This window comes from Streptomyces sp. NPDC058674 (assembly GCF_042716505.1).
GTDB lineage: Bacteria > Actinomycetota > Actinomycetes > Streptomycetales > Streptomycetaceae > Streptomyces.
Genome location: NZ_JBHXSC010000001.1, coordinates 185,597 through 197,659, shown reverse-complemented (window position 1 = coordinate 197,659; position 12,063 = coordinate 185,597). Strand labels below are relative to the sequence as shown.

The window sequence follows — 12,063 nt, the reverse complement described above, 5'->3', positions numbered from 1 at the left end:
TCCGGGCGGCCTACGCGAGCGCTTCGATGACCACGATCGGGATCTCGCGGTCCGTCTTGGCCTGGTATTCGTCGTACGCCGGCCAGTGCCCCACCATGATCGGCCAGTACACGGCCCGCTCTTCGGGGGTGGCGGTCCGGGCCGTGCCCTGGAGGATTCTCGGGCCGACCTGGATGCGGACTTCGGGGTGCTCGGTCAGGTTCCGGTACCAGAGCGGGTGCGCGGGGTCGCCGCCCTTGGACGCGACGACCAGGTGCCGGCCGTCGTGCTCGCCGTAGATGAGCGGCGTCCGCACGGGCGCGCCGGAGACCCGGCCGACGGTGGTGAGCAGGAGGGTCTGGGTGCCGTTCCAGTACTGGCCCTCCGCTCCGTTCGAGCCCGCGTACAACTTCACGTGGTCCCGCTGCCAGGTGCCCTCCGGGGGGTCGTTCGGGTGGTCCCAGTCGATGTCGCTCGTCATGCGGTTCCGCCTGCCTTCGTGTTGAAGGGACTTCGTTGAACGCCTTCGTGTTGAACGCCTTCGTGTTGGACGGTCAACGAAGCTCACCAACGAGTGCCAACGCCCCCGGTCACGTCGTTTATGCCGTGCGCTCCGCCGGAACGCCCGGGAGGGTGAACCCGTCGAAGAGTTCGTCCAGCGCCCGCCGTGCGGCCCGGGGCGGTGTCGCCCGGACGGCGAGGTCGCGGGCGGCCACCGCCAGGGGGTGGGTGAGGGCGGCGATCCGGCCGGCGCGGCGGGCCCGGACCCGGATGGCGTCCGTGCGCGCACAGCGGGCCGTGCTGTAGGCGGCCAGGGCTGCCGGTACGTCCGCGTCGTCGGCTCCGGCCAGCAGGTGGGCGAGGACCGCGGCGTCCTCCACGGCCTGGCAGCCGCCCTGGCCGAGGTTGGGGGTCATGGCGTGGGCCGCGTCGCCGAGCCAGGCGAGACGGCCCCGGTGGAAGCGGGGGAGCGGAGCCGCCAGGTCGTGGAGGTCGTGCTGGAGCAGGGCCGCCGGGTCGATCCGCTCCAGCAGTGCCGGGATCGGGTCGTGCCAGCTGCCGAAGCGGCGCAGGAGTTCGGCCCGGACGTCGGCCGGCCGGTGGCCCTCGGGGACGACGGCCGTGGCGTAGACGTAGGTCCGGCCGTCGGCGAGCGGCACCACGCCGAAGCGCCGGCCCCGGCCCCAGGTCTCGGCGGCGGTCGCGGTGGCGGCTCCGGCGAGGACGCCGGCGGAGGCGGCGGCGGTGGCCCCGGCGCCGGTCCCGGCGGTCCCGGCCGCCGGGGCCGCGGCGGCACCGTCCGCGGGCAGGACCGTGCGCCAGGCGGTCTCCCCGCTGTAGCGCAGGCCGGGGTGGTCCGGGAAGTGCCGGTGGCGCAGCGGGCTGTGGATGCCGTCGGCGGCCACGACGAGATCCGCGGGGAGGTCGCCGGCCGGGGTGCGGACCACCGGGCGGGTGTCGGCGTGGTCCACGGCCGTGACGGGAGTGGCGTACCGGACCGCGCCCTCGGGCAGGGCCGCGGTCAGGGCGGCCACGAGTGCGGCACGGTGCACGGCGAGCGGGGGCCGGCCGTACCGGGCCGCCAGTGCGGCGGTGTCGGCCCGGCTCAGCCAGCGGCCGTCCGGGCGGCGCAGGCCCATGGCGGCCGGCGCCGCCCGGCCCGCGGCGCGCGCGGCGTCGAAGCCGATCGTGTCGAGGGCGCGCAGGGCGTTGGGAGCCAGGACGATGCCGGCGCCCGCCGCCGCGGGGCCGGGAGCCCGCTCGCAGACCGTGACCCGCCAGCCGCTGTGGTGCAGGGCGAGAGCCGCCGTGAGACCGCCGATCCCCGCACCCGCCACGACCGCGTGACGTCGCACCTGTGTCATGACCCGCTCCTCGTGCCTGCTTGCCTGCCGAATCCTCTACAAGCGTAGAGGCCGATGTGCTTACTCTACAGTTGTAGAGTGACGGTATGTCCACCCCTTCCCACCCCGCCGACCGCCGGACCCTGATCGCCGACACGGCGATCGGCCTCGTCGCCGCCGCCGGACTCCGGGGCCTCACGCACCGGGCCGTCGACGGCGCGGCCGGGCTCCCGGCGGGCAGCACCTCGTACTACTTCCGTACGAGGACGGCGCTGATCGGCGCCTGCTACCGGCGGCTGGCCGAGCTCGACCTCGCCGACTTCGACGGGGGAGACCCCCACCCGGCGGCGCCGCCGGACCGCGAGGCGGCCGTGGCGGCGCTCGCGGGACTGCTGCACCGCTGGCTCACGACGGGGCGCGAGCGCCAACTGGCCCGCTTCGAGCTCAGCCTGGAGGCCGCCCGGAGCCCGGAGCTGGAGCCGGAGCTCCACCGGGCGGGGCAGGGCGCGCGGTCCCGCGCGGCGGACCTCCTCGCCGCCCTCGGCTCGCAGCGGCCCGCCGAGGCGGCCGAACTCCTGGCGGCCTGGACGGACGGGCTGCTCTACGACCGCCTGGCCGGAGCCCTCGCCCGCTCCCGCCCGACCCCGGACCCGGCCGAACTGGCCTCCGTCGTACGCCGGATGCTCGACGCGGTCCTCGACGGGCCCGGGTAGCTTCCGCGTCTCTCAGGGGTCGGGCAGGGCCCGCGTCTCGGAGGAGGCCGGGTAGGGGGCCGCTGCTCGGGGGGCCGGGTGGGAGCCCGCTCCTGGGGGAGACCGGGTAGGGGGCCGCTGCTCGGGGGAACCGGCGGAGGGGGCCGTCTCTCGGGAGCCCCGCGGGTCGGTCCGCCGGTCGGTCCGCCGGTCAGTCCGCCGAGCGGGTCCAGCCGACGGGCTCCAGGCGGGCCGCGTCGGAAGGACGGTCCTCCGTGAAGAGGAGGCGGGCCGGTTCCGCCACGCGGACGACGTCCACGTAGACCCCCCGCCCGACGTACCGGCCGGAGGCCGCGTGCCGGAAGCGCAGCCGTACCTCCCGGCCGGCCCATGCCGCCGTCAGCGGGGCTTCGAGGCGGTGCCAGACGCGGCCGGACCAGCCGCCTGCGGAACCGTGCGGCCACTCCTCGGCGGCTCCGCCCGTGGACCGGACGGTGCTGAACGGCAGCGGCTGCCAGGCCTCCCCGTCGGGCGACACCTCCACGTGGAAGGCCCCCGCGCCGGGCACGGTGTCCCACCACACGGCGCAGCGCAGACGGGCGCCGGCCGTGGCCGGGGTGAGCGGCGGCAGGGTGAGCGTCCCCGAGCCGCCGGGCTCGGTGCCGGAGAACCAGGCCGCGCCGCCGTGCCGCGTGCGGACCGGGACGGCGCGGGCGAAGCGGTTTCCGACGGCCACCCGCGGCGCACTGCCCGCGCGCCAGGTGCGGACGGGGTGGACGGAGTTGCCGAGGAGGATGAGGAAGGAGTCGGTGGAGGGGTCCAGGACGAGTGAGGTGCCGGTGAAACCGGTGTGGCCAGCCGAGTGCGGGGTGGCCATCGCGCCCATGTACCAGTGCTGGTAGAGCTCGAAGCCCAGGCCGTGGTCGTCGCCGGGGAAAGCGGTGTTGTAGTCGGTGAAGAGCAGCTCGACGGAGGCGGGGCGCAGGATGCGCCGGCCGGCGTAGGCCCCGCCGTCGAGCAGGGTGCGGGCCAGGACGGCCAGGTCCCAGGCGGTCCCGAAGGCGCCGGCGTGGCCCGCGACGCCGCCCAGGGCGTGGGCGTTCTCGTCGTGGACCTCACCCCAGACCAGGCCGCGGTCCAGGCCGGACCACGGGGGGCGCTGCACCTCGGTGGCGGCGGTCACCCGGCGCCAGGAGAGCGGCGGGTTGTAACGAGTGCGGTGCATCCCGAGCGGAGCAGTGATCTCGTCGTGGAGCAGGACGTCCAAAGTGCGACCGGTGATCCGTTCCAAGAGCAGCTGGAGCGTGATGAGGTTCAGGTCGGAGTACCGGTACACGGTCCCCGGCGTCTCCTGCGGTCGCACCGACCACAGCAGCCGCAACTGTCCCTCGCGCGTGGCCTCCTTGTAGAACGGCGCCCACGAGCGCAGCCCCGAGGTGTGCGTCAGCAGCTGGCGCACCGTGATCAGCTCCTTTCCGCCGCCCGTGAACTCCGGCAGGTGGCGCCGCACCGGCGCCTCCAGCTCCAGCCGGCCCCGTTCCATCTGCTGCACGGCCAGGATCGAGGTGAACAGCTTCGTCAGCGAGGCCAGGTCGAAGACGGTGTCCTCGGCCATCGCGATCCGCTCGGCCGCCGGGAACTCCCGGGCCCGGTCGGTGTGGCCGTCGTAGTCGGCGTACCGGACGGCGTCGCCCATGGCGCGGTGCAGGGCGACGGTCCGGCCCCGGCCGGCGAGGACCACCGCGCCCGCGTAGTGGGGGCGTTCGGGGGAGGGGCCGAGGTACCGCCGGGCCTCGGCCGCGACCCCCTCCAGATGTGCCTCCAGCAGCCCGGCCTGACGCGCCGACCCGTACCGCAGCCGCAGCCCCTGGAGTGCGCGCCGCTCGGCCGCGCCGCCGGACGCCCCGGCGGCACCGGCCGCTCCGGGCAGCGCCGCGTGCAGGACGAGCACCCCGCCGAGGGCGAGCAGCCGAGCCCCGAGCCACCGCCGACTCAACCCACCGCCCCCGCCCGCCCCGCCCCCGCCCGGGGGCCGCCCGCCGCCCGCCTCCGTCCCGGCCGTACCCGGGGGCTGGTCGCGGCCAGTCTTGTCCGCTCCGGCCGTGCCCGGGGGCTGGTCGCGGCCCGGCTGGCCCGTCCCGGCCGTGCCCAGCAGCCGGTCGCCGCCCGCCTCATCCATCCCGGCTGTACCCGGGGTCCGGCCGCCGCCCGCCTCGTCCGTCCCCGCCGTACCCGGCAGCCGGCTGCCATTCGCCTCGTCCGTCCCGCCCCCGCCCGGCAGCCGGCTGCCACCCGCCTCGCCTGACCCGGCCGCGCCCGGCAGTCGGCCCCGGCCCGTCTCGTCCGCTCCGGCCGTGCCCCGGGGTCCGCTTCCGGCTCCGTGCACGTACCGCGCCGCGTCGCCTGCCTCGCGCGCGCAGGCGGCCGCGCGTGCGGCCCCGAGCGCCGCCGCGGCGTCGGCCCCGGCCCCCACCCCGGGCCCTGCCGTCGCGCCGTGACCCGGCCCCGACTCCGGCCCGTGACCCGGCCCCTGCCCCGGTCCCGACCCCGGTCCCAGGCCCCGCCCCCGGGGCCGCCCCCGCCCCGCCCCCCGTGTCGTACCGTCCCCCGTACCGCTCATGTCCCGGCCCTCCCATTCCTCGCTGCTCCGCACGCTCATGGGTATCTGCCCACCCGCCGCCCAACCTCCGCGCCGACCGGCCCGCAAAGAATCTGACGCCGCATCAGAAAACCCCTTCCCTCGGCTGCCGGGCTGCGGCATCCTGCCGCCCATGGAGACGGAGCTGAGCAAGAAACTGGGAGTCGAGCACGCCATCTTCGGCTTCACGCCCTTCCCGGCCGTGGCCGCCGCCCTCACCCGCGCGGGCGGCTTCGGCGTCCTCGGCGCGGTCCGCTACACCGCGCCCGACGACCTCAAGCGCGACCTCGACTGGATGCAGGCGCACACCGACGGCAGGCCCTACGGCCTCGATGTCGTCATGCCCGCCAAGAAGGCCGTCGACGGCATCAGCGAAGCCGACATCGAGGCGATGATCCCGTCCGGGCACCGGCAGTTCGTCCGCGACACCCTCGCCAAGCACCACGTACCCGAACTCGCCGAGGGCGAGGCCTCCGGCTGGCGGATCACCGGCTGGATGGAGCAGGTCGCCCGCAACCAGCTCGACGTCGCCTTCGACTACCCCATCAAACTCCTCGCCAACGCGCTCGGTTCCCCACCCGCGGACGTCATCGCGCGCGCCCACGACCACGGGGTCCTCGTCGCCGCCCTCGCCGGCAGCGCCAAACACGCCCGCCGCCACGCCGAGGCCGGCATCGACATCGTCGTCGCCCAGGGGTACGAAGCCGGCGGGCACACCGGCGACATCGCCACCATGGTCCTGGTCCCCGAGGTCGTCGACGCCGTTGCCCCGCTGCCCGTCCTCGCCGCCGGCGGCATCGGCAGCGGCGAGCAGATCGCCGCCGGACTCGCCCTCGGCGCCCAGGGCGCCTGGCTCGGCTCCCTCTGGCTCACCACCACCGAAGCCGACCTCCACTCCCGGGCCCTCACCGAGAAGCTCCTCGCCGCCGGCTCCGGGGACACCGTGCGCTCCCGCGCCCTCACCGGAAAACCCGCCCGCCAACTGCGCACCGCGTGGACCGACGCCTGGGACGACCCGCAGGGGCCCGGCGCGCTGCCCATGCCGCTGCAGGGCCTGCTCGTCGCCGAGGCCGTGTCGCGCATCCAGAAGTACGAGGTCCAGCCGCTGCTGGGCACCCCCGTCGGCCAGATCGTCGGCCGGATGAACGCGGAACGCAGCGTCCAGGCCGTCTTCGACGACCTCACCCGCGGATTCGAGAAGGCCGTCGACCGCATCACCCGCATCGCCGGCCGAGCCTGAGCGGGCGGTACCGGATCGAGAGGAGCGAGCAGCAGCATGACCGACAAGCAGCCCCCCAACGGCTTCTGGGCCCAAGCCGCCGCCGACCCGGAGCGCACCGTCCTGGTGACCCCCGAAGGCGGGGAATGGTCCGCCGGCCGGCTGCACGCAGCCGTCAACCGCCTGGTCCACGGCCTGCGCGCCGCCGGACTGGAGCGGGGCGACGCCTTCGCCGTCGTCCTGCCCAACGGCGTCGAGTTCCTCACCGCCTACCTCGCCGCGTCCCAGGCCGGCTTCTACCTCGTCCCCGTCAACCACCACCTGGTCGGCCCGGAGATCGCCTGGATCGTCTCCGACTCCGGTGCCAAGGTGCTCATCGCCCACCAGCGCTTCGCGGACGCCGCCACCGCCGCGGCCGACGAGGCGGCCCTCCCCGCGAGCCACCGCTTCGCCGTCGGCGCCGTCCCCGGCTTCCGGCCGTACGCCGAACTCCTCGACGGCCGGCCCGGAACGCCCCCCGGGGAGCGCACCCTCGGCTGGGTCATGAACTACACCTCCGGCACCACCGGCCGCCCCCGCGGCATCCGCCGCCCGCTGCCCGGCAAGCTCCCGGAGGAGACGTACCTGGGCGGGTTCCTCGGCATCTTCGGCATCCACCCCTTCGACGGCAACGTCCACCTGGTGTGCTCGCCGCTCTACCACACGGCGGTCCTGCAGTTCGCGGGCGCCGCCCTCCACATCGGGCACCCCCTGGTCCTGATGGACCGGTGGACCCCGCAGGAGATGCTGCGCCTGATCGACCACCACGCCTGCACCCACACCCACATGGTCCCGACGCAGTTCCACCGGCTCCTCGCGCTCCCGCAGGAGACGAAGGACGCGTACGACGTCTCCTCCATGCGGCACGCCATCCACGGGGCCGCGCCCTGCCCCGACCACGTCAAGCGGGCGATGATCGACTGGTGGGGCCGGTGCGTCGAGGAGTACTACGCGGCGAGCGAGGGCGGCGGCGCCTTCGCGACGGCCGAGGACTGGCTCAAGAGGCCGGGCACCGTCGGCAGGGCCTGGCCCATCAGCGAACTCGCCGTCTTCGACGACGACGGCGTCCGGCTCCCGCCCGGTGAACTGGGCACTGTCTACATCAAGATGAACACCGGCGGCTTCAGCTACCACAAGGACGAGGGCAAGACGAAGAAGAACCGCATCGGCGACTTCTTCACGGTGGGCGACCTCGGGCTGATGGACGAGGAGGGCTACCTCTTCCTCCGCGACCGCAAGATCGACATGATCATCTCGGGCGGGGTCAACATCTACCCGGCCGAGATCGAGTCGGCGCTCCTCACCCACCCGGCCGTCGCCGACGCCGCGGCCTTCGGCATCCCCCACGCCGACTGGGGCGAGGAGGTCAAGGCCGTCATCGAACCGGCCGACGGGTTCGCGGCGGGCGACGCCCTCGCCGCGGAGATCCTGCACCACTGCGAGCGCCGACTGGCCGGGTACAAGCGCCCCAGGACGGTCGACTTCATCGAGAACATGCCGCGCGACCCCAACGGCAAGCTCTACAAGCGCCGCCTGCGCGATCCGTACTGGGAGGGCCACGACCGGGCGATGTGACGGACACCCGGCCGTGACCGGGCGATGTGACGGCCCGTACGCCACTCTCCGGGGCCCGGCTCGTACGCGGGGCCCCGGAGCCGGACCCCGGACCCCGGAGCCGGACCCCGGACCCCGGACCCCGGACGCCGGATGTCGGGCGGCGGGCGTCCGGACGCCCGGACGCCAGCCGGAGGGCGTCGGTCCGCGCGGGCCCGGACCGGGCGGCCGCGGTCCCGCCGCGCCCGGACGCACCGCAGGAATCCCCACGTCAGGCTCCCCGAATCGCGCCATGCGACGCATGCGCGGATCGGTTCTGGCAACTTGAGTCATATGAGTACGGCAACGCACAAATCCCCCCTGACCGACTGGACCGTCGTGGTCCCCGTGGTGGCGCTCGTCGCGCTCGTCTTCAGCTGGGGTCGCGATCTGCCCTCGCTCGCGGTGGTCCTGGTCTCCCTCTGCCTCGCCGGCGCGGTGCTGGCGGCCGTCCACCACGCCGAAGTCGTCGCGCACCGGGTCGGCGAACCCTTCGGCTCCCTCGTCCTGGCCGTCGCCGTCACCGTCATCGAAGTGGCGCTGATCGTCACCCTGATGGCCGACGGCGGACCCAAGACCGCCTCCCTCGCCCGGGACACCGTCTTCGCCGCCGTCATGATCACGTGCAACGGCATCGTCGGCATGTCCCTGCTCGTCGGCGCCCTGCGCAACCGCGTCGCCGTCTTCAACGCCGAGGGATCCGGCGCCGCCCTCGCCACCGTCGCGACCCTCGCGGTGCTCAGCCTCGTACTGCCGACCTTCACCACGACCAAGCCCGGACCCGAGTTCTCCTCCGCCCAGCTGACCTTCGCCGCCGTCGCCTCGCTCGCCCTCTACGGGCTCTTCGTCGCGGTCCAGACGGTCCGCCACCGCGACTACTTCCTGCCCGTGGACACCAAGCGCATCCGCAGGGAAGCGGCGCAGGCGGCAGCCGCCGCTGCCGCCGGCGAGGACGAGACCCACGCCGCGCCCCCCACCTCCCGCGCCGCGTTGATCAGCCTCGGCCTGCTGCTGGTCGCACTCGTCGCGGTCGTCGGCAACGCCAAGGCGGTCTCCCCGACGATCGAGGCGGCCGTCGCCGACGCCGGACTGCCCAATGCCGTCGTCGGTGTGATCATCGCCCTGCTCGTGCTGCTCCCCGAGACCCTGGCCGCCGTCCGCGCAGCCCGCCGCGACCGCGTCCAGACCAGCCTCAACCTCGCGTACGGCTCGGCCATCGCCAGCATCGGCCTGACCATCCCGGCCATCGCGCTGGCCTCGGTCTGGCTCTCCGGCCCGCTGCTGCTCGGCCTCGACCCGATCCACATGGTGCTGCTCGCCCTGACGATCGTGGTCAGCGCCCTCACCATCGCCCCGGGGCGCGCCACCCTGCTCCAGGGCGGCGTCCACCTCGTGGTCTTCGCGGCCTTCCTCTTCCTCGCGGTCAGTCCCTAGTGCCGTGCCGTGCCGGGCCCGGTCGCGGGGTTCGGGCGGCGTTCGCGCGGTCGGGGGCGCTCGCGGGTCAGCGCCGCTCGCGCGGCCACACCACCTTCAGCCGTGGCGAGGTGAGGATGTCCCGCTCGCAGAACCGCGAGGTCACCCAGCGCTCCTGCGAGAACAGCCGCGTCTGGTCCGCGTAGTACGGCGAGTTCGGGTTCGACGACTGGCCGTATGTCAGCAGGGTGCGGGCCACCGGGCAGCGGCCGCCGTCCCAGCCGACGGCCTGGATGTGGCTGGAGCCGTGCGCGACCTCCGGATAGCCGCCGACCGCCGCGTTCCACGGCGCCTCGATCTTGTTCCAGACGCCGAGCGCCTCCGTGCCGCCGCCGACCGGCAGCTTCTGTCCGGAGCGGACCACGAACTGGTGCTCGCCGAGCGGGGCGTCCAGCGCCGTTCCGGCCGCCCTCAGCTCCGTGACCGCGTCCGCGAGGGCCCGCGCGACCCCGGGAGCGGCACGGTTGAGCGTACGCGGCGTGCGTACCGGATCGGCCGCCGAGAACGGCACCAGCCACAGGTCCCTGGCCGCCGTCGTCGCCGTCAGCTTGCGCCAGAACCGGTCGAAGAGCAGTGCGCCCCGGCTGGAGCTGTCCGCCGTACGGTCCCAGCGCGCCAGCACCGGGCAGGCCGCCGACACGTCCACCGCGGAGCCGTTGCTGCCCGTCGCCGTGCCGCCGGGCAACGCCGCGCAGGCCGCGGCCGCGTCGGCGGCCGCCAGGTCACCGGCCGGCACCCGGTTCGCGTACTGCTGCTTCTGCAGGTCGGCCACCGTCAGCCGACCCTTCGCGGCCATCGCCGACACGTCCTCGACCGCGCCCCGCGTGCGCAGCGAGCGCGGGGTGTCGACCGTTCCCCACACGCGCTCGTAACCGGTCAGCGGCCGGTCGGCATTGGCCAGCCACGCGCTGTCGTTGGAGTTCTCGGCGTACGGGGCGTCGCGCAGCGTCGGAGCCCTGCCCGGGCCGAACACGCCCGGCTGAACCGCGTCCGGGTCGGAACCGAGCGCGCAGTCGCCCCGTGAACCGTCCAGCACCGCCAGCCCCGAGGACGGGTACGTGGCCTTCCCGAGCGGGGTGGAGCAGCGGGCGGCGAGTTCGTCGGTGATGCGGGGGAGCACCTGGGACTGGGTGAAGAGGGTGCCGCCCGCGGAGTCCGCGGCCACGGTGTTCACCCAGGGCAGGCCCTGGGTGCGGCGCAGCGCGTCCTGGATCCCGGCAACCGACCGGGCCCTGCCCATGGCGAGGGCGGTGTCGGATCCGCGCAGGTTCTGCGCGTTCGGATCGTTCAGCGCGTACGCGGTCCCGGCCGTCCACGGCAGCGGCAGGCCGGGGCCGAGGTTCGAGAGCACCGGGCCGAAGCGGGTCCACCACTGGGTGCGGGTGACCGGATCGCCGCCCGCGACCGGGACGGTGACGGTCCGCCGGCTCATCCTCTCCGGCTTCCCGTCGACCAGGTAGGCGGTCGGGTCGGACGGATCGAGGACGAGCTGGTGCAGGTTGACCGGAGTGCCGGTGGCGACCGTGTGGCTCCAGGCCACCCTCTCGTTGAAGCCGATGTTGACCACCGTGGTGCCCAGCAGCGAGCCGCCCGAGACGTTCAGCTCACCCGGGATGGTCTGCTGCGACTGCCAGAAGCGGCGCCCGCCCTGCCACGGGTAGTGCGGATTGCCGAGCAGCAGACCGCTGCCGCTCTTCGTGGTGGAGCCGGCGAAGGCCACCGCGTTGGAGCCCATGTCGTAGCGGGTGGTGTCGAAGAACTCGCGGGCCGCCTCGGCGGCGGCCGCCGGACCGGTCCGCTCACCCTGCGGGCCCCGCGCGCCCGGCCCCTGCCCCGGCGGCGCCGTGGAGCCGGTCCCGGAGGCCGGCGCGGGCGGCTGCGCCGCCGTGATGCCGTCCACGGCGCGCCCCTGCCCGCCGAGGACCGAGACGGCGAAGCCGCGGGCGGCCACGTCGACGGCGCCGACCGGCCGGACCCATCCGGCGCCCTTGCACGCGGGGTCCGTGACCTCGTTCTGCGCGAGCCAGGCGTTGTAGCCGGCGGCCCAGCCGCGCATCAGCTCCTTCAGGTCCCCGCTGGGGCCGGCCGGGGCGGGCGCGGCCAGCAGCTTCTCCACGGCGCCGGATTCCCGTACGCCCTTGAAGTACAGGTCGCTGGAGAGGTTCCCGGCCGCGGAGGAGAGCGACCCGTCGGGCGCCGCGTTCGGTCCGAACCAGCGCGAGCGCTCCCCGGCGACGGTCACGAACCCGTCGGCGAGCACGCACACCTGGTCGGCGGCCTGGGCCCAGCCGGTCCCGAAGCCGAGATGGGCGTAGTCCCGGGCCCATATGTGCGGTATGCCGTTCTCGGTGTAGCGGATGACGGCGGACAGGCCGCCGCCGGACGGGCCGTGGTCCGGGCCGGCCGACGCGGCGGCCTGCGGCATCACGGCCGTGGCGGCGAGCATCGCGGCGCCGGTGAGGGCGACGCGACGCAGGAGCGGGCGGGTGCGGAAATGCAACGTACCTCCCAAGTAGCCTGTGGGCGGGCGAACTTGCCCGTGGGACAGGCGGTGCTTCGGTGCCCCCACACTCATGCAGGCAGCCG

General features: G+C 74.9%; 8 protein-coding genes. 4 read left to right on the top strand and 4 right to left on the bottom strand.

Annotated features, from left to right (window positions below; translation table 11 throughout):
- Positions 1–10: 10 nt before the first annotated feature.
- On the bottom strand, positions 11–460 hold the full coding sequence (locus ACFWU6_RS00890) for a nitroreductase family deazaflavin-dependent oxidoreductase (protein WP_383977168.1): 450 nt from the start codon (positions 458–460) through the stop codon (positions 11–13).
- A 118-nt stretch (positions 461–578) separates the two neighbouring features.
- Positions 579–1,844, bottom strand: a complete 1,266-nt coding sequence (locus ACFWU6_RS00885) for an FAD-dependent monooxygenase (RefSeq protein ID WP_383977165.1) — start codon at positions 1,842–1,844, stop codon at positions 579–581.
- 86 nt (positions 1,845–1,930) lie between these two features.
- On the opposite strand from ACFWU6_RS00885, the gene ACFWU6_RS00880 reads away from it, so the two are divergent.
- Entirely contained in the window at positions 1,931–2,536 is a 606-nt protein-coding gene (locus ACFWU6_RS00880) for a TetR/AcrR family transcriptional regulator (RefSeq protein WP_383977162.1), read from the top strand.
- Between the two features lie 190 nt (positions 2,537–2,726).
- Here the strand turns inward: ACFWU6_RS00880 and ACFWU6_RS00875 are convergent, their stop codons facing one another.
- Positions 2,727–4,694 (bottom strand): serine hydrolase, encoded by a 1,968-nt coding sequence (locus ACFWU6_RS00875; RefSeq protein ID WP_383977159.1) that lies wholly within the window; start codon positions 4,692–4,694, stop codon positions 2,727–2,729.
- A 592-nt stretch (positions 4,695–5,286) separates the two neighbouring features.
- Here ACFWU6_RS00875 and ACFWU6_RS00870 point away from each other — a divergent pair.
- The 3 genes from ACFWU6_RS00870 to ACFWU6_RS00860 all read left to right on the top strand — a co-directional run bounded on the left by ACFWU6_RS00870 (position 5,287) and on the right by ACFWU6_RS00860 (position 9,438).
- On the top strand, positions 5,287–6,393 hold the full coding sequence (locus tag ACFWU6_RS00870; protein ID WP_383977156.1) for a nitronate monooxygenase: 1,107 nt from the start codon (positions 5,287–5,289) through the stop codon (positions 6,391–6,393).
- Between the two features lie 36 nt (positions 6,394–6,429).
- Positions 6,430–7,986: an acyl-CoA synthetase gene (locus tag ACFWU6_RS00865; protein ID WP_383977153.1), complete on the top strand. Its 1,557-nt coding sequence runs from the start codon at positions 6,430–6,432 to the stop codon at positions 7,984–7,986.
- A 312-nt stretch (positions 7,987–8,298) separates the two neighbouring features.
- The gene (locus tag ACFWU6_RS00860; RefSeq protein WP_383977150.1) at positions 8,299–9,438 is read left to right on the top strand and encodes a calcium:proton antiporter; all 1,140 of its coding nucleotides are present in this window, start codon (positions 8,299–8,301) and stop codon (positions 9,436–9,438) included.
- Between the two features lie 67 nt (positions 9,439–9,505).
- On the opposite strand, the gene ACFWU6_RS00855 is transcribed toward ACFWU6_RS00860, so the two are convergent.
- Positions 9,506–11,977, bottom strand: coding sequence for a penicillin acylase family protein (locus ACFWU6_RS00855; RefSeq protein ID WP_383977147.1), 2,472 nt, complete (start codon positions 11,975–11,977; stop codon positions 9,506–9,508).
- Between the last annotated feature and the right edge of the window lie 86 nt (positions 11,978–12,063).